The sequence below is a fragment of the Acidovorax sp. GW835-FHT14G06 genome, assembly GCF_058793595.1.
The window spans coordinates 37910-54047 of record NZ_JBXAGA010000014.1; the positions used below are offsets into that span (position 1 = coordinate 37910).

Annotated in this window: 14 protein-coding genes; 7 read left to right on the forward strand and 7 right to left on the reverse strand. The window is 66.8% G+C overall.

The genetic code is table 11. The features are described from left to right. Positions 1 to 22: 22 nt before the first annotated feature. The 3 genes from AC1Q64_RS21535 to AC1Q64_RS21545 form a co-directional block, all read right to left on the reverse strand. On the reverse strand, positions 23 to 1051 hold the full coding sequence (locus tag AC1Q64_RS21535; protein WP_492252769.1) for a Bug family tripartite tricarboxylate transporter substrate binding protein: 1029 nt from the start codon (positions 1049 to 1051) through the stop codon (positions 23 to 25). Positions 1052 to 1132: 81 nt separating this feature from the next. Then, a complete protein-coding gene (locus AC1Q64_RS21540) occupies positions 1133 to 1981 on the reverse strand; it encodes a beta-keto acid cleavage family enzyme (RefSeq protein WP_492252770.1) in 849 nt (282 codons plus the stop codon). Continuing rightward, a complete protein-coding gene (locus AC1Q64_RS21545; RefSeq protein WP_492252771.1) occupies positions 1978 to 2976 on the reverse strand; it encodes a 3-hydroxyacyl-CoA dehydrogenase family protein in 999 nt (332 codons plus the stop codon). The genes AC1Q64_RS21540 and AC1Q64_RS21545 overlap by 4 nt, the downstream gene beginning before the upstream one ends. Positions 2977 to 3086: 110 nt before the next feature. Between AC1Q64_RS21545 and AC1Q64_RS21550 the strand changes: the two genes are divergently transcribed. Together AC1Q64_RS21550 and AC1Q64_RS21555 are read left to right on the forward strand one after the other, a co-directional pair. After that, complete coding sequence (locus AC1Q64_RS21550; protein ID WP_099729225.1) at positions 3087 to 4004, forward strand: LysR family transcriptional regulator; 918 nt, start codon at positions 3087 to 3089, stop codon at positions 4002 to 4004. A gap of 99 nt (positions 4005 to 4103) precedes the next feature. Continuing rightward, positions 4104 to 5012 (forward strand): hydroxymethylglutaryl-CoA lyase, encoded by a 909-nt coding sequence (locus AC1Q64_RS21555; RefSeq protein WP_492252772.1) that lies wholly within the window; start codon positions 4104 to 4106, stop codon positions 5010 to 5012. A 28-nt stretch (positions 5013 to 5040) separates the two neighbouring features. Here the strand turns inward: AC1Q64_RS21555 and AC1Q64_RS21560 are convergent, their stop codons facing one another. From AC1Q64_RS21560 to AC1Q64_RS21570, 3 genes are read right to left on the reverse strand one after another with little or no spacing between them, the layout of a single operon-like run. Further along, positions 5041 to 6504, reverse strand: a complete 1464-nt coding sequence (locus tag AC1Q64_RS21560; RefSeq protein ID WP_492252773.1) for an efflux transporter outer membrane subunit — start codon at positions 6502 to 6504, stop codon at positions 5041 to 5043. Then, a complete protein-coding gene (locus tag AC1Q64_RS21565; RefSeq protein ID WP_492252774.1) occupies positions 6501 to 9689 on the reverse strand; it encodes an efflux RND transporter permease subunit in 3189 nt (1062 codons plus the stop codon). The genes AC1Q64_RS21560 and AC1Q64_RS21565 overlap by 4 nt, the downstream gene beginning before the upstream one ends. An 18-nt stretch (positions 9690 to 9707) precedes the next feature. Further along, the gene (locus tag AC1Q64_RS21570) at positions 9708 to 11030 is read right to left on the reverse strand and encodes an efflux RND transporter periplasmic adaptor subunit (RefSeq protein ID WP_492252808.1); all 1323 of its coding nucleotides are present in this window, start codon (positions 11028 to 11030) and stop codon (positions 9708 to 9710) included. Positions 11031 to 11239: 209 nt separating this feature from the next. Here AC1Q64_RS21570 and AC1Q64_RS21575 point away from each other — a divergent pair, with 209 nt between their 5' ends. The 5 genes from AC1Q64_RS21575 to AC1Q64_RS21595 all read left to right on the forward strand — a co-directional run bounded on the left by AC1Q64_RS21575 (position 11240) and on the right by AC1Q64_RS21595 (position 14873). Next, positions 11240 to 11773, forward strand: coding sequence for a YbaK/EbsC family protein (locus AC1Q64_RS21575; protein ID WP_056743801.1), 534 nt, complete (start codon positions 11240 to 11242; stop codon positions 11771 to 11773). Continuing rightward, positions 11770 to 12036, forward strand: a complete 267-nt coding sequence (locus AC1Q64_RS21580; protein WP_015015746.1) for a DUF1289 domain-containing protein — start codon at positions 11770 to 11772, stop codon at positions 12034 to 12036. The genes AC1Q64_RS21575 and AC1Q64_RS21580 overlap by 4 nt, the downstream gene beginning before the upstream one ends. After that, a complete protein-coding gene (locus AC1Q64_RS21585; RefSeq protein WP_492252775.1) occupies positions 12033 to 12686 on the forward strand; it encodes a 2-hydroxychromene-2-carboxylate isomerase in 654 nt (217 codons plus the stop codon). Before AC1Q64_RS21580 ends, AC1Q64_RS21585 begins: the two co-directional genes overlap by 4 nt. A 173-nt stretch (positions 12687 to 12859) precedes the next feature. Next, entirely contained in the window at positions 12860 to 14521 is a 1662-nt protein-coding gene (locus AC1Q64_RS21590; protein WP_492252776.1) for an MFS transporter, read from the forward strand. A gap of 148 nt (positions 14522 to 14669) precedes the next feature. Next, a complete protein-coding gene (locus AC1Q64_RS21595; protein ID WP_291438374.1) occupies positions 14670 to 14873 on the forward strand; it encodes a hypothetical protein in 204 nt (67 codons plus the stop codon). A gap of 97 nt (positions 14874 to 14970) precedes the next feature. Here AC1Q64_RS21595 and AC1Q64_RS21600 read toward each other — a convergent pair whose 3' ends face one another. Continuing rightward, the gene (locus tag AC1Q64_RS21600; RefSeq protein ID WP_492252777.1) at positions 14971 to 16089 is read right to left on the reverse strand and encodes an ABC transporter substrate-binding protein; all 1119 of its coding nucleotides are present in this window, start codon (positions 16087 to 16089) and stop codon (positions 14971 to 14973) included. Positions 16090 to 16138: the final 49 nt, after the last annotated feature.

Here is a 16138-nt window from a genome sequence, read left to right on the forward strand (position 1 = left end):
AGAGAACCCCGACGCGCGGTGTTCAATCCACTGTCACGCCAGCATCGCGCACCAGCTTGCCCAGGCGCTGCGCGTCGGCCTTGATCAGTGCACCGAAGTCGGCCGCGCTGCCCGCCACCACCGGCGTGCCGATGGCTTCCCATTTGGCGCGGAAGGCGGGCTCCTTGACGATGGCGTTGACCGTGGCGTTGAGCTTGTCGATGGTGGCCTGCGGTGTGCCTGCGCGCACTGCAATGCCGTGCCAGCCCGTGATCTGGTAGCCCGCAATGCCAGCCTCGGCCATGGTGGGTACGTTGGGCAGGACCTTGGCACGCTCGCTCGACGTGACGGCCAGCGGGATGAGTTTGCCCGCCTGGATGTGGGGTAACGAGCTGCCGACGATGTCGAACATCACGTTCACTTGCCCGCCGATCAGGTCGTTGAGCGCGGGGCCTGCGCCCCGGTAAGGGATATGCCCCATCTTCACGCCCGCCGTGGTGTTGAACAGCTCGCCCGCCAGGTGCTGAGGTGTGCCGTTACCGGCAGACGCGTAGCTCAGCACTGGCTTGCCGGCCTTGGCCATGGCCAGGAACTCGGCCAGTGTCTTGACGCCCAGCGAGGGGTGCACTTCGAGCACCAACGGGAACGCCGACAGCTGGATCACCGGCGCCAGATCGGTCAGCGGGTTGAACGGCATGCTGGCGTACAGCGACGGGTTGACCGCCATCGGGCCGCTGGCGGCCAGCAGCAGGGTGTGGCCGTCGGCTGGTGCCTGCTTGGCGACCTCGGCGCTGCCCGTGTTGCCACCAGCACCGCCCTTGTTGTCTACCACCACGGTCACGCCCAGGCGGCTTTGCAGCTCGGGCTGCAGCATGCGGGCCATCAGGTCGGTGGGGCCACCGGGTGGGTAGGGCACCACAAAGCGGATGGTCTTGCTGGGGAAAGCGGTGGCGGTCGACTGTGCGGCGGCCTGGCCCGCCAGGCCTAGGGCCAGGGGGACGGCAAGGGCTGCGTGCAGCACGGTGCGGCGGGTGGCGCGGGGCATGCGCGAGGAAATTGGGCGGTGTTGCATGTCTGTCTCCTGGGGGATGGATAAAGCCCGTCTGCTGCGGGTTGATGTCAATGGATAGGGCGCGCTGTCGGGCGGAGCAGCTCAGCCTGCGCCAAAACGCTGCCGGATATCGGCTGCGGTGGCCAGCGGGCGGCCCAGCGCGGCGGCGGCATCGACGGCCTGGCGCACCAGCGCGGTGTTGTCGGGGGCCACGCTGCCGTCCTTGCACAGCAGGTTGTTTTCAAAGCCGACCCGCGCATGTCCTCCAAACAGTGTGGCGGCAGTGATACAGGTGTTTTCTGCAGCACCAAAGGCGCACACGGCCCAGGGCTCCGGGCCTTCGTGGGCAGCCAGGAAGGGCAGCAGATCGCGCGGGCTGGAGGTCTGCCCCGCGCTGTAGCGGCCCAGCACAAACAGCAGGAACCACGGCGCATCGGGCACCACGCCACTGGCGCGCAAGGCCTGCCAGCGGCGCAGGTCGGCCACGTCGTACAGGATGACCTGCACCATGGTGCGGCGCTGCGCCAGGTCTGAAAAGAAGCGCTGCAAACCGGCTTCGCCGATCTCGGGCTTGTCGATTTCGCGCAGGCCGATGGACACGGCCTCGGGTTGCAGGGCCTCCACCATGGCGATCTGCGCGGGGGCCTGGTACACGCCTGCGGCTTCGCTGGTGATCTGGATGACCATCGCGTCGCCCACAGCCTGGCGCACCACGCGCTGCGCCTCGCGGTAGCCCTCCACATCAAGGCTGTGGCGGCCTTGCGCGTCGCGGATGTGCATGTGCAGCATGGCCGCTCCCGCGTCCAGGCAGGCCTTGGCCGTGGTGGCCAGCGTGGCCGGTGTGATGGGCACGGCCAGATGGTCGGCAGGCTGCTTGTAGGCGCCGTTGGGCGCCACGGTCACGATCAGTGGGTCGGCCCACTGGCTGGAGGTGGCGGGCGATGCACTCATGCGCGGGCTCCGGTGGTCGATGGGGTGTCAGTCGATGAGGTATTGGTGGGGGCCTCGATGGTGGGCAGCTCGCTGGCCAGCAGGGCCAGGCCCTGGCGCAGCAGAGTGTCGTAGCGCGCGCGCTCGGCCAGCTTGCGGTCTTCGGGCCAGTCGAAAAAGCCCTTGCCGGTCTTCATGCCGAGCTGGCCCTGGGCCACCTTGTCGCGCAAGGCCTGGGCGGGCACGTCCGTGTTGGACAGCGTGGGGTACATGGTGGCTGCGGCGGCGGTGTGCACCTCAATGCCTGCATGGTCGCGCTGCAGCACCGGGCCTGCAGCGAGGAACCGGAAACCGAAGCCGAAGCGCACGGCGGCGTCCACGTCCTCGGGCGAGGCAATGCCTTCGTCGATGAGCGCAAACGCCTCGCGCGACAGGGCGTGCTGCATGCGGTTGGCCAGAAAGCCCGGCTTGTCCTTCTTGACCAGCACCGGCACGCTGCCGCAGCCGCGCATGAAGGCGTGCAGCCAGGTGCCCAGCTCCGGGTCGCTGCGCTCGCCCAGTACCACCTCCACCAGCGGTACCAAGTGCGCGGGCATGAAGAAGTGGAGGCCCAGCATGCGCTGGGCCGTGGCCAGGCCCTGCGCGATGGCGCTAATGGGAAAGCCCGAGCTGTTGCTGGCCAGCACGGCATTGGGGGGCGCTACGGTTTCCAGCAGGGCAAACAGCTTTTGCTTGGCGGCCAGTTGCTCGGTGATGCATTCGACCACCAGCACCACGCCGTTCCAGTCAACGTCCTGCAGGCTGGCGCATACCTGCACCGCGCCGGCATGGGTGGCCTGGCCTGCGGCGGCAAGCTCTTGTGCAATGTGGGGCAACAGGTAGTCGCGGCGTGCGGCGTGGGGGTCCACCACCGTGACCTGCGCGCCGCCCCGGGCTAGCACCACAGCCACATCGGCCCCCATGGTGCCTCCGCCCACCACCACGGTGCGTGCGTTGCGCGGCGAACTGTTCTCCATCGTGTCTCCTTGTTCTTCTCAATTTGCTCAAGCGGTGTGCTTGCCTTGAATTCAGTCTAGGGGGCCTGCATTGCGCGGTCCAGACGTCTTTTTCGATAGACTGATCGGCTATGAAGATCAATTGGTCCGCCCGCGAGGTGGATGTGTTCCTCTCCCTGGCCGAGACGCTGAGCTTTCGGCGCACAGCCTTGCAGATGCACCTGTCGCAGTCGGCCGTGTCGGGCACGGTGGCGCGGCTGGAGGAGATGCTGGACGTGCGCCTGTTTGAGCGCACCACGCGCACCGTGCAGCTCACGCTGGCGGGCGAGGTGTTTGCCGAGCAGGCGCGGTTTCTGCGCCACCAGATGGAGGAGACCGTGCGCCGCGTGCAGGAGGTGGCGCAGCTGCAGGTGGGTCGCATTGCGCTGGCGGCGCTGCCGTCGCTGGCAGCCGGGGCCGTACCCCGCGCGTTTGCCCGGTTCGCCACACAGCACCCGGGCGTGCAGATGGAGCTGATCGACAGCCTGGCGGGCCCGGCGTTTGACATGGTGCGTGCCGGGCGCGTGGACTTTGCCCTCACCGCCGCCAACCCCGCCTATGCGGATCTGGACTACACCCCGCTGGTGTCCGATCGGTTTGTGCTGCTGATGCAGCGCACGCACACCCTGGCCCGTGGGCGGGGTGCCATCGCCTGGGCCGAGGTGGCCGAGCTGCACCACATCTCCATGCCTGCGGGCACCAGCGTGCGGCAGTACGCGCAAGAGGCCTTGCTGACGCATCGCATCCGCTTTGAACCCCGCTACGAGGTGGAGCACCTGGCCACCATTGCGGCCATGGTGGCGGCGGGGCTGGGTGTGAGCGCGCTGCCCGAGCTGGCCGCCCAGGTGGTGCGCCGGCCCGAGGTGGTCACACGCCCGCTCAAGGCGCCCGTGCTGCACCGGCCCATCGGGCTGATCACGCTGCGCGGGCGGCCGCTGTCGCTGGCGGCGCAGGCCATGGTGGCCTTGCTGCGGCAGGAGGTTGAGGGTGATCACACTCGGGCTGGCTGATGGCGCGTCCGGCGAATGGTCTGGCACGATATGGGGTGGCCCTGTGGAGGCGGTGGCGAGACAATGGCGGCATTCCTTGATCCACCACTTGGTAGCCCCATGAGCATTCCCTCCCGTGTCCGCCTCATCGACGTTGGCCCCCGCGACGGCCTGCAGAACGAAAAGACCCCGGTGCCCGCCGCCGTCAAGATCGAGCTGGTGCACCGCCTGCAGCAGGCCGGCCTGAAAGAGATCGAAGTCACCAGCTACGTCAGCCCCAAGTGGGTGCCGCAGATGGCCGACAACCACGAGGTGATGAGGGGCATCACCCGCCAGCCAGGCGTGGCGTATTCGGTGCTCACGCCCAACCTCAAGGGCTTTGAGGCGGCCGTGCTGGACCAGCCCGACGAGATCGTTGTCTTCGGCTCCGCCAGCGAGGCCTTCAGCCAGCGCAACATCAACTGCAGCATTGCCGAGAGCATCGAGCGTTTTGCCCCGGTAGTGGAGGCAGCATTGGCCGCCGGCATCCGTGTGCGCGGCGCCATGAGCTGCACCGTGGGCTGCCCGTACGAAGGCGACATTGCCCCTGAGCGCGTGGCCTACCTGGCTGGCTTGCTCCAGGGCATTGGCGTGCAGCGCGTGGATGTGGCTGACACCATTGGTGTGGGCACCCCGCGCAAGGTGCAGAAGGCGCTGGAGGCGACGCTGCAGCACTTTGGCATTGACGATGTGTCGGGCCACTTCCACGACACCTACGGACAGGCACTGTCCAATACGCTCGCCGCGCTGGAACTGGGCGTGTGGAACTTCCAGTCGTCCGTGGCGGGTCTGGGCGGCTGCCCTTATGCCAAGGGCGCCACCGGCAACGTGGCGACCGAGGATGTGGTCTACATGCTGCACGGCATGGGCATTGAGACCGGCATCGACCTGGATCTCCTCATCGATGCCGGGGCCTACATCAGCGGCTTCCTGGATCGCAAGCCCAACTCACGCGCGGCCAATGCCTTGCTGACCAAGCGCGCGGGCTGACTGTTGATCCCTCTGCACCCGGCCGTCGTCAACCGGCGTCCGGGGTGCCTCCCAGCACTTTCCAGAGCGTCACGCGGTTGACCTGCTCGGCCTGGCGCAGACCGATGAGGGTCTGCTGCGCCGCATACAGGCTGCGCTGCGCATCCAGTACCGTGAGGTAGTTGTCCACCCCGGCCTTGAAACGCGCCTCCGACAGGTCGAACGCTTTCTGGGTGGAGGCCACCAGCCGCGTCTGTGCGGCAATGCGCTCGTCCCACTGCGCGCGGTCGGCCAGCACATCGGCGGTCTCGCGGAACGCGGTCTGCACAGCCTTTTCGTACTGGGCCACCGCGATGCGCTGGTTGGCCTCGGCCACCTGCACGTTGGCGCGGTTGCGGCCGGCGTCGAAGATGGGCAGGCGGACCAGCGGCACAAAGCTCCAGGTGCCGCTGCCTGCACCAAACAGGCCATCCAGCTCGCGGCTGCCAGTGCCTACATTGGCCGTGAGGCTGATGGTGGGGAACAGGGCCGCCCGCGCAGCGCCGATGTTCGCTTCGCTGGCGCGCAGGGCATTTTCGGCGGCCTGCACGTCGGGCCGGGCGAGCAGCACGTTGGACGCCAGCGGCACCGGCACGGGCTGCAAGACCGCCGGGGCCTGCGCGTCAGCACGCAGCGTGCTGGCGGTGGGCCACAGGGCCGCAGGCACCGGGCCGCCCACCAGCAATTGCAGTGCGTTGCGGTCGCGCTCCACCTGCGCCAGGTAGGTCGCCACATCGCCGCGTGCCGCGTCCACCGTGGTCTGCGCCTGGGCCAGCACCAGTCCCGATGTGGAGCCGATGGCGTGGATGCGTTCGGTCAGCGCATAGGCCTTTTCGCGGCTGGCCAGGGTGTCGCGCGCCAGTTGCAGCCGGGCTTCGTCGGCGGCCAGGGTGAGCCAGGCGTTGGCCACATCGGCGATCAGGCCCGTCTGGATGTTGCGCTGGTTCTGCTGGCTCTGCAGAAACTGCTGCAGCGCTGCCTCGTTGAGGTTGCGCACGCGGCCCCAGAAGTCGATCTCGTAACTGGCAAACCCCAGTTGTGCCGTGTACTGCGTGGCCACCTGCGCAGCGGCTGTGGCGCTGCTCATGCCGGCGGCGGTGCGCGCGCGGCTGGCCTGCGCCTGCGCGGTGACGCTGGGCAACAAGTCGGCGCGGGTGATGCCGTACTGGGCGCGGGCCCGTTCGATGGTCTCGACGGCCACGCGCAGGTCGCGGTTGTTCGACAGCGCGAGGGCAATGACATCGCGCAGCGGCTGGGCCTGCACCCAGCCCAGCGCCGCTGCCGCCTGCAGGCTAGCATCGCTGGCCACGGCCGGCTGTCCGCTGGTGGTGCCCAAGGTGTCAGGCACCGGCAGGGCGGTGGTCTGGTGCACGGGGGCCAGGTTGCAGCCCGCGATCAGTGCGGTGGTGGCCAGGGCTGCAGCGATGGCGGCAGTCCGGCGCTGGCGGCGTGGCGAAAAGGGTGGGCGCGTCATGCTGCGCTCTCCTGAGTGGGGTGCGCTAGGGTGGTGGCAGGCGGTGGCGGTGCGTTGTCTTCGCTGCGCGACCGGCTCTTGAACCAGCGGCGGATCAGCAGGAAGAACACCGGCACCAGGAAGATGCCCAGCACGGTGGAAGCCAGCATGCCGCCCAGCACGGCGGTACCGATGGCCACCCGACCGCCTGCACCCGCGCCGGTGCCGATGGCCAGCGGGATCACCCCGAAGCCGAACGCCAGCGAGGTCATCAGGATGGGCCGCAGGCGCAGGCGCACGGCCGCGACGATGGCGTCAAACAGGTTCTTGCCCTGCTCCTGCAGCTGCACAGCAAACTCCACGATCAGGATCGCGTTTTTGGACGCCAGCCCCACCGTGGTCAGCAGCCCCACCTGAAAGTACACGTCGTTGGTGAGGCCCCGGGTGTAGGTGGCGGCGAGCGCCCCCACCACACCCAGCGGCACGGCCAGGATCACCGACAGCGGCACGGTCCAGCTCTCGTACAGAGCCGCCAGGCACAGGAACACGAAGAGGATCGAGATCGCGTACAGCATGGGGGCTTGGGCGCCCGACTGGCGTTCTTGCAGCGAGGCGCCCGTCCACTCGTAGCCAATGCCGGGAGGCAGCGTGCGCAGGATGTCTTCCACGATCTTCATGGCTGCGCCCGAGCTAACGCCTGGTGCGGCGCGGCCTTCCAGCTCGTACGCCGGGTTGCCGTTGTAGCGCAGCAGCTGCGGCGAGCCGTAGGCCCAGTAGCTGGTGGAGAACGCGCCAAACGGCACCATCTCGCCCTTGCTGTTGCGCACGCTCCAGCGCGCCACGTCCTGCGGCAGCATGCGCGCCGGAGCGTCGCCCTGGATGTACACGCGCTTGACCCGTTCGTTGTTCAGGAAGTCGTTCACGTAGGTGCCGCCAATGGCGCTGGAGAGCACGCTGTTGATGTCGTTGTACGACAGCCCGAGCGCGGCGGCCTTGCGGTCGTCGATCTCCAGGCGCAGCTCGCTGGCATCTTCCAGGTTGGTCATGCGCAGGTTGGTCAGTTCGGGCCGCTTGCGCGCCTCGGTCAGGAAGGTGTTGGTGGCCGCCAGCAACGCCTGGTGGCCGAGGCCGTTCATGTCCTTGATCACGAAGTTGAAGCCCGAGCTGGAGCCCAGGCCCCGCACGGCCGGCGGCATGACGACCAGCACCCGCGCATCGCGGATGGAGGCCAGGTCGCGCGTGGCCTTGTAGGCAATCTGCGCGGCGGCCTGGTTGGGCAGCGTACGGTCTTCCCAGGGCTTGAGGCGCACAAAGCCGCGGGCCGAGGCCTGGTCTCCGTTGATGCCCGAGACCTGGTAGAAGCTCAGCACATCGGGCTGCTGCGCAAAGTAGTCGCGCACCTGGTCCAGCACGCTCTGCAGCCGCGCATCGGCGGCGCCCGAGGGCAGGTTCACGTTCACGTACAGGAAGCCCTGGTCTTCGTCGGGCAGGAAGGATGTGGGTAGGCGCGCCATGAGCAGCCACACCACGCCACACACCGCCAGAAAGATCAGCACCATGCGCTTGGTGCGGCGCAGCGTGTAGGCCACCGTGCCCTGGTAGCGTGCCGAGGTGGCGTCGAAATGGTGGTTGAACCAGCGGAAGAACCGGTCGTTCAGGCCTAGCAGGCCGCGCCGGATGGGCCGGTCATGCCCGGCAGACGCGGCTGCGGGCTTGAGCAGCGTGGCGCACAGCGCCGGGGTGAGGGTCAGCGCCACAAACACCGACAGCGCCATGGCTGCCACGATGGTGATGGAGAACTGCCGGTAGATCACGCCCGTGGAGCCGCCAAAGAACGCCATGGGCACGAACACCGCTGACAGCGTGACCCCGATGCCCACCAGGGCGGGCGTGATTTCGCGCATGGACTGGCGGGTGGCCTCCTTGGCCGACTGGCCGGTCTCGTGCATCACCCGCTCGACGTTTTCGACCACCACGATCGCATCGTCCACCAGCAGGCCGATGGCCAGCACCATGGCAAACATGGTCAGCGTGTTGATCGAATACCCCGCCAGCGACAGCACCCCGAAGGTGCCCAGCAGCACCACCGGCACGGCAATGGCGGGGAACAGCGTGGCGCGGAAGTTCTGCAAAAACACGAACATCACGATCACCACCAGGATCATGGCTTCGCCCAGTGCGCTGACCACTTCCTTGATGGACGCGCGCACGAAGGGCGTGGAGTCCGAGCTCACGAAGTAGTCGATCTGGTTGGGAAAGTAGGGCTTGAGCTCGGCCAGCTTGGCGGCAATGGCATCGGCCACCTGCATGGCGTTGGCGCCGTCGGCCAGCACGATGCCCATGCCCGCACCGGGCATGCCATTGAGCTTGGCCTTCACGGTCAGGTTCTCGGCGCCCAGCTCCACGCGGGCCACGTCCTTGACGGTGACCACTGAGCCATCGAGCGCCGACTTGAGCACGATGGCCTCGAACTGCTCCACCGTCTTGAGCTTGGTGCGGGCAGTGATGGTGGCGTTGAGCTGCTGGTCGGACACCGCCGGCAGGGCGCCCAGCTGGCCGGCAGACACCTGGGCGTTCTGGGCGTTGAGCGCATTGACCAGGTCCGACGGCATCAGCGCGTACTTCTCCATCTTGGCCGGGTCCATCCAGATGCGCATGGCGTAGTTGGTGCCGAACACCGTCACGTCACCGACACCGTCGATGCGGCCGATCACGTCCACCAGGCTGCTGGTCAGGAAGTCGCCGATGTCCACGGCGCTCATCGAGGGGTCTTTGGAGAAGAAGCTGTAAGTGACCAGGAAGTCCTGCCCGCCCTTGTTGACGAACACTCCCCGGCTCTTGACGGCGTCGGGCAGGCGGTTGGTGGCGGCCTGCAGCTTGTTTTGCACCTGCACCTGCGCCACGTCGATGTTGGTGCCGGGCGCGAAGGTGAGCGTGGTGCGCGAGCGGCCCGAGGCATCCGAGGTCGAGCTCATGTAGAGCATGTTGTCGATGCCCTTGAGCTGCTGCTCGATGATCTGCGTGACCGAGTTTTCGACCGTCTCGGCCGAGGCGCCGGTGTATTGCGAGCCGATGGTCACGCGTGGCGGAGCGATGTCGGGGTACTGCTCCAGCGGCAGCGTGACGATGGACAGCGCACCGCCCAGCATGATGATGATGGCGATGACCCAGGCAAAAATGGGCCGGTTGATAAAGAACTGAGCCATGTGCTGCGTCCTTCGTGCTCAGCGGGAGGCCGCTGGGGCAGGGGCCGAGGCGGGCGCGGCACCTGCAGCGGGCGGTGCGTCGGCGCCTGGGGCTCCCTTGCGGCCCTTGGCGGGTGCTTTGGGGTCCACCTCCACCGCGCGCACCTTGTCGCCCGGTTTGACGCGCTGGAACCCTTCGGTCACAACGCGCTCGCCGGCAGCCAGCCCGCCTTGCAGCAGCCACTGGTTGCCCACCGCCCGGTCGATGCTGATCGGGCGTTTTTCCACCACATCGCCGTCCTTGACCACCAGCACGCTGGGCTTGCCGGTGAGGTCGCGGGTCACGGCCTGCTGGGGCACCAGCAGCGCTTCGGGCGCGAGCCCGGTGGGCAGCAGCGCCTGTACGTACATGCCGGGCATCAGCGTGCCTTTGGGGTTGGGCACCACGGCGCGCAGCGTGACGGTGCCGGTGGTGGCGTTCACGATCACGCCGGCAAACTGCAGCTGGCCGCGTTGCGCGTACTCGGTGCCGTCATCCAGGCGGATGCGCACGGGGATCTTGTCGCCCTCGACCTTCTGGAAGCGGCCAGCGTCCCAGTCCCGCTGCAACTGCATCAGCTCGGTGGTGGACTGGGTGAAGTCCACGTACATCGGATCAAGCTGGACGATGGAGGTCAGCGCATCGGCCTGGTTGGCCGTGACCAGTGCCCCCGGCGTCACGTTGGACAGGCTGGTGCGTCCACTGATCGGTGCCTCGATGCGGCTGTACTTGAGGTTGATGCGGGCGGTAGCCAGGTTGGCCTGGGCCACGGCCACGTCGGAGCGCGACTGGGCTGCGGCGGCCTGGCTTTCTTCAAAGGCCTGCTGGCTGATGGCGTCGATCTTCACCAGCTCCGCGTTGCGCTTGGCCGTGGCCTCCTGGGTGCGCGCTGTGGCCTCGGCCTTGGCCAGGGCTGCCTGAGCGCTGGCTTCGGTGGCCCGCAGCGAGGCGTCATCGATCTGGTACAGCGGCTGGCCTTGGCGCACCAGCATCCCTTCGGTGAACAGGCGCTTTTGCAGAATGCCCGACACCTGGGGCCTCACCTCGGCCGTGAGCGAGGCGCGGGTGCGGCCGGGCAGGGCGGCTTCGAGCTGCTGGCTTTGCTGCTTGAGCGTGACCACGCCCACTTCAGGGGCAGCCTTGGCCGGTGCGGGGGCCTCGTTGGGTTTGCTGCAGCCGGACAAGATGCCCGCGATCAGCAGCAGCCCCAGCAACGCTCCCCGGCATGGCAATGCCCCGAGGGCGGGGCGGCCCGGCACAGTGTTGGCAGGGGAGGTCGCGGGCAGGCTCGGGCACAGCGGGGACAACGCAGCATCGTTCATGGGCGTGGGAGCGGTAGGGTTGGGAAGGTTCAGCGCATTGTGGGGCGCACACATTTCCTGTTTGTAAAGTGGCCGGATTTGGCCCCGGTGCCGGAGCGCCGTGCAGGGACATGCGGGCCGGGGTGCCAGGGAGGCCATGGCGCGCGGCAAAATGGAGGGAGACCCGACCGAATCACGCCCCCCCTGTGGACCTGCTGGAGACAACGCGAATGTGTGGAGCCGAACTGAAGAACCTGCCCGAGGGCGTACAGCGTGTGGCTGCCGAACTGCAGCGGCGCGGCCACCCGCACCTGCCGCAGATGCTGGACGATGCCGCACGCACCGCACAGCAGGCCGCCGATGCGCTGGGCATCCTGGTGGGGCAGGTGGCCAAGAGCATCATCTTCCGGCGCAAGAGCGACGATGCTGCGGTGCTGGTGGTTACCTCGGGCGACCGCCGCGTGGACGAGAAAAAGGTGGAAGCCCATGTGGGCGGCAAGATCGGCCGGGCCGATGCCGAGTTTGTGAAATCGCGCACCGGCTTCTCGATTGGCGGCGTGTCGCCCGTGGCGCATGCCACGCCGCCCGTCACGCTCATCGACCAGGACCTGCTGCGCTTTGACGTGGTGTGGGCCGCAGCAGGCCACCCCCACGGTGTGTTCCCCTTGCACCCCAGCGACCTGCAGCGCCTGACGGGCGCACCCGTCGTGGACGTGGTGCAAGCACCGGTGGCGGACGCGTCTGCGCCCCAGGCGGCCTCATGAATGCTATTGATTTGCTAGCTGCCAAGGCAAAAGAGACTAGCGCTACCGGCCAATTTGACCCCAAAAGTGCCGAGCCAGTGCCTTCGCCCTGCATTTCGGTGTGCCGCATGACGCCCGACCGCAGCCACTGCGAAGGCTGCTTTCGCACGCTGGATGAAATCCGCGCCTGGTCGCGTGCCGACGCTCCGCAGCGGCGCGCCATCTGGGCGCAGTTGTTGCAACGCGCCGGCATTGCATGGCCCGTGCCGGAGACCGAGGCATGAAGCGCATCACGTTCTACCTGGACTTCATTTCCCCCTATGCCTGGCTGGCGTTTGAGCGCTTGCCCGAGGTGCTGGAAGGGCTGACCTACAGCGTGACCTACCAGCCCGTGCTGCTGGGTGCCCTGCTGCAGCAGCACGGCAACCCCGGCCCTGCGGGCATTGCCCCCAAGCGCGACTGGACCTACCGCCATGTGACCTGGCTGGGCCATGCGCAAGGCACGCCACTGCAGATGCCTGCGCGCCACCCGTTCAACCCGCTGCCCCTGCTGCGCCAGGCCCTGGCCTGCAGCGACGACGGCAGCATCAACCGCTACGTGGCGGGCACGGTGTTGCTGCACGTGTGGCAAGGCGGCGCCGACGCGCTGGACCCTGCGCGCCTGGCCACGCTGGCCGAGGCGCTGGCGGAGCAGGTGCGCCCCGGGCAGGACGTGAACAGCGACGGCCCCAAGGCCTTGCTGCGTGCCAACACCGAAGCCGCGCAAGCAGCCGGTGTGTTTGGCGTGCCCGCGTTCGGTGTGGACGGCAAGCTGTTCTGGGGGCTGGACGGCCTGCCCATGCTGCGTGCCTACCTCGATGGCGACGCCTGGTTCGACGGCCCCGCCTGGGACGCTGTCAGCCAGCTCCCATCGGGTTTACCCGGCAAGCCCTGAGTAATTTCCGGATGCTGAAAGGGGTGATGCGGGTTTCACCCTAAGTTGTCAGAGAGCGGTCAGTTTGATGAAAGCTCTTGTTGGTTTCGCGTCAGAGGGTGGTCAGTGCCATCTCCAAGAATGCGTGCAGCCCGCCGCAGTGCGGTCTGTAACACCAATAGGAGACACACACCATGGCAACTGTTCATCCCGCACCGCGGCCGATGTCGCCCGAAGAGAGGAAGGTCATCTTCGCCTCGTCGCTCGGCACCGTTTTCGAGTGGTACGACTTTTACCTGTACGGCTCGCTCGCAGCCATCATCGCCAAGCAGTTCTTCAGCGGTCTGGATGCCGGTTCGGCGTTCATCTTCGCGCTGCTGGCGTTTGCGGCGGGCTTCATTGTTCGTCCCTTCGGCGCCATCTTCTTCGGCCGCCTGGGCGACATGATCGGCCGCAAGTACACGTTCCTGGTCACCATCCTGATCATGGGCCTGTCCACCTTCATCGTGGGCATCTTGCCGACCTACGCGTCCATCGGTGTGGCCGCTCCCGTCATCCTGATTGCCCTGCGCCTGCTGCAAGGCCTGGCACTGGGCGGTGAATACGGCGGTGCTGCCACCTATGTGGCCGAGCACGCACCGCACGGCAAGCGCGGCGCCTACACCGCCTGGATCCAGACCACCGCCACGCTGGGCCTGTTCCTGTCGCTGATGGTGATCCTGGGCACCCGCACCGTGCTGGGCGAAGAAGCCTTTGGTGATTGGGGCTGGCGCATTCCGTTCATCGTATCGATCCTGCTGCTGGCCATCTCGGTCTGGATCCGTCTGTCGATGAATGAGTCGCCTGCGTTCCAGAAGATGAAGGCCGAGGGCAAGACTTCCAAGGCCCCGCTGACCGAGTCCTTCGGCCAGTGGAAGAACCTGAAGATCGTGATCTTGGCACTGGTAGGCCTGACGGCAGGCCAGGCTGTGGTCTGGTACTCGGGCCAGTTCTATGCGCTGTTCTTCCTGACGCAAGCACTGAAGGTCGATGGCGCCACTGCCAACATCTTTGTGGCCGTGTCGCTGCTGATTGGCACGCCGTTCTTCATCGTCTTCGGTTCGCTGTCGGACAAGATTGGCCGCAAGCCCATCATCCTGGCAGGCTGCCTGCTGGCCGCGCTGACCTACTTCCCCGTGTTTGGCGCACTGACCAAGGCGGCCAACCCTGCCCTGGCTGAAGCCCAGGCCAAGAATCAGGTGATCGTGACGGCAGACCCCAAGGAATGCTCGTTCCAGTTCAACCCCACAGGTACCACCAAGTTCACCAGCTCGTGCGACATCGCCAAGCAGGTGCTGGCTGGCGCCTCAGTGAGCTACGAGAACGCCGTGGGCGCCGCGGGCACCCCCGCCTCCATCAAGATCGGTGAAACCGTCATCGCCTCGTACACCAGCAAGGGCCTGCCCGCTGACGAAGCCAAGAAGAAAGATGGCGAGTTCAAGAAGGCTGTGGCCGATGCCCTGAAGGCTGCGGGCTACCCCACCAAGGCAGACCCTGCCCGTATCGACAAGGTGATGGTCACCATCATCCTGACCTACCTGGTGTTGCTGGTGACCATGGTGTACGGCCCCATCGCCGCCATGCTGGTGGAAATGTTCCCCACCCGCATCCGCTACACGTCCATGTCCCTGCCGTACCACATTGGTAACGGCTGGTTCGGCGGCCTGCTGCCCACCACGGCGTTTGCCATCGTGGCCCAGACCGGCAACATGTACAACGGCCTGTGGTACCCCATCATCATCGCCGGTGCCACGGTAGTGATTGGTGGCCTGTTCATCAAGGAAACCAAGGACGTGGACATCTACGCCAACGACTGATCGTTACTGACCGGTGTACAGGGCCCGCCCCGCAAGGGTCGGGCCCTGTGTTCCATCAAGGGGCTTGTGCCGCGCACCAGTACAACCCACAACCCTGCGCGTCAGCCAGGCCCCTTGATTGAACAAACCCATCCCAGGAGATATTGATATGTGGAAGATTGTTGTTGGCTTCGTCTTGTTTGCCGCCTTGTCGATGTACGTGATCATCACGGCGGGCGACAAGGCCGACATGGGCGGTGAAAAACACGGTGCCGATGCGGTGCATGCCCCCGAGACACCCGCCAGTGCGGCCGCGCCCGCAGCGGCACCTGCGCCAGCTGCTGCCCCCGCATCGGCTGCCAGCGCGCAATAAGCGCACTGCCCGGCATGACAAAGGCCCTGCCAGCGATTGCTGGCAGGGCCTTTTTTTGGTGTCTTGTCTTCGTGTGGCGCGGGGCGCCTGTGCCGTGTCAGCGCTTGAAGCGGCCGTCCGTGCCGATGATGGACAGGTCGGAGAAGTCCAGCCCGCTGTGGTCGGTGGGACTGTAGCTCAGCTCCAGCCCGCCCAGGTCCCACTTGTGGATGCTCTCCAACCCCGCATGCAGCTTGGCGCGGTCGGGCTTGGCGCCCGCGCGCTTGAGGCCTTCGACCAACACCTTGGCGCTCACAAAACCTTCCAGCATGGCGGGCGTCAGGTCCCCGATGTTCCTGGCCTTGGCCAGGTCGATGGCCTCCTTGATCACGGGGTAGTTGAGCGAGCGCTCGGACGGGAACACCTGCGTCACCACCACGCCCCGGGCCTGGTCGCCCAGCGCCTTCACAAAGCCGCCTGACGCGTTGTTGGACAGCGTGACGATCTGGCCGGCAACGCCCGCGGCGCGCAAGGCCTTGATGCCATCAACCACCGCCGCACCGGTGCCGATGAAAATCACGGCCTGGGGCTGCTTGCCGGCCACGCGGGGCGCGATGGCGCTGTAGTCGGGCTTGGTGCGGTCAAATTTTTCGATGAACAGCGCTTCGATGTTGTTTGCCTTGAACCCCGCCTGTGCGCCGGCCAGCCCGTCGGCGCCAAATGTGTCGTCCACATGCACCACGCCAATGCGCTGGATGCCCAGTGTGTGCAGGTGCGAGATGGCCTTGGTCACTTCGCGCTGGTAGGGCGCACGCACGTTGAACACGTATTTGCTCACTGGCTGGTGCAGCGCAATCGCCCCGGTGGATGGGCCCACCAGCGGCACGCCATGCTGCTCCAGCACCGGGATGATGCCCTGGGTGTGGGGCGTGCCACGGGTCATGAACAGGCCGATGACACCTTTTTGTTCGATCAGCGTGCGGGTGTTGTCCAGGGTCAGCTTGGGGTCGAACTTGTCGTCCAGTGACAGCACCTCTACCTTCTGCCCGCCGACCCCGCCCCTGGCGTTGACATGGTCGATGTAGAGGGCTGCGCCCTGCATGGACTCGGCCACGGTGGCCGCGGCCGATCCGGTGATGCCCACCGTCTGGCCAATGAGGATCTGTGCGTGGGCTGAACCGATGCCCAGGGCTGCGGCCAGGGCGCAGAACGCGCCGGCCAGGCCAATCTTCTTCATGGGGTTATCTCCTGCGTGTGGAGCGCCCGAGTGTAGGGACGCCCCCGCG

Coding starts and splice junctions, on each gene's coding strand:
- AC1Q64_RS21575 (WP_056743801.1), top strand. CDS start 11,240: ATGTGTGGAGCCGAACTGAAGAACCTGCCCGAGGGCGTACAGCGTGTG.
- AC1Q64_RS21550 (WP_099729225.1), top strand. CDS start 3,087: ATGAAGATCAATTGGTCCGCCCGCGAGGTGGATGTGTTCCTCTCCCTG.
- AC1Q64_RS21560 (WP_492252773.1), bottom strand. CDS start 6,504: ATGACGCGCCCACCCTTTTCGCCACGCCGCCAGCGCCGGACTGCCGCC.
- AC1Q64_RS21565 (WP_492252774.1), bottom strand. CDS start 9,689: ATGGCTCAGTTCTTTATCAACCGGCCCATTTTTGCCTGGGTCATCGCC.
- AC1Q64_RS21545 (WP_492252771.1), bottom strand. CDS start 2,976: ATGGAGAACAGTTCGCCGCGCAACGCACGCACCGTGGTGGTGGGCGGA.
- AC1Q64_RS21595 (WP_291438374.1), top strand. CDS start 14,670: ATGTGGAAGATTGTTGTTGGCTTCGTCTTGTTTGCCGCCTTGTCGATG.
- AC1Q64_RS21570 (WP_492252808.1), bottom strand. CDS start 11,030: ATGAACGATGCTGCGTTGTCCCCGCTGTGCCCGAGCCTGCCCGCGACC.
- AC1Q64_RS21540 (WP_492252770.1), bottom strand. CDS start 1,981: ATGAGTGCATCGCCCGCCACCTCCAGCCAGTGGGCCGACCCACTGATC.
- AC1Q64_RS21555 (WP_492252772.1), top strand. CDS start 4,104: ATGAGCATTCCCTCCCGTGTCCGCCTCATCGACGTTGGCCCCCGCGAC.
- AC1Q64_RS21535 (WP_492252769.1), bottom strand. CDS start 1,051: ATGCAACACCGCCCAATTTCCTCGCGCATGCCCCGCGCCACCCGCCGC.
- AC1Q64_RS21580 (WP_015015746.1), top strand. CDS start 11,770: ATGAATGCTATTGATTTGCTAGCTGCCAAGGCAAAAGAGACTAGCGCT.
- AC1Q64_RS21585 (WP_492252775.1), top strand. CDS start 12,033: ATGAAGCGCATCACGTTCTACCTGGACTTCATTTCCCCCTATGCCTGG.
- AC1Q64_RS21600 (WP_492252777.1), bottom strand. CDS start 16,089: ATGAAGAAGATTGGCCTGGCCGGCGCGTTCTGCGCCCTGGCCGCAGCC.
- AC1Q64_RS21590 (WP_492252776.1), top strand. CDS start 12,860: ATGGCAACTGTTCATCCCGCACCGCGGCCGATGTCGCCCGAAGAGAGG.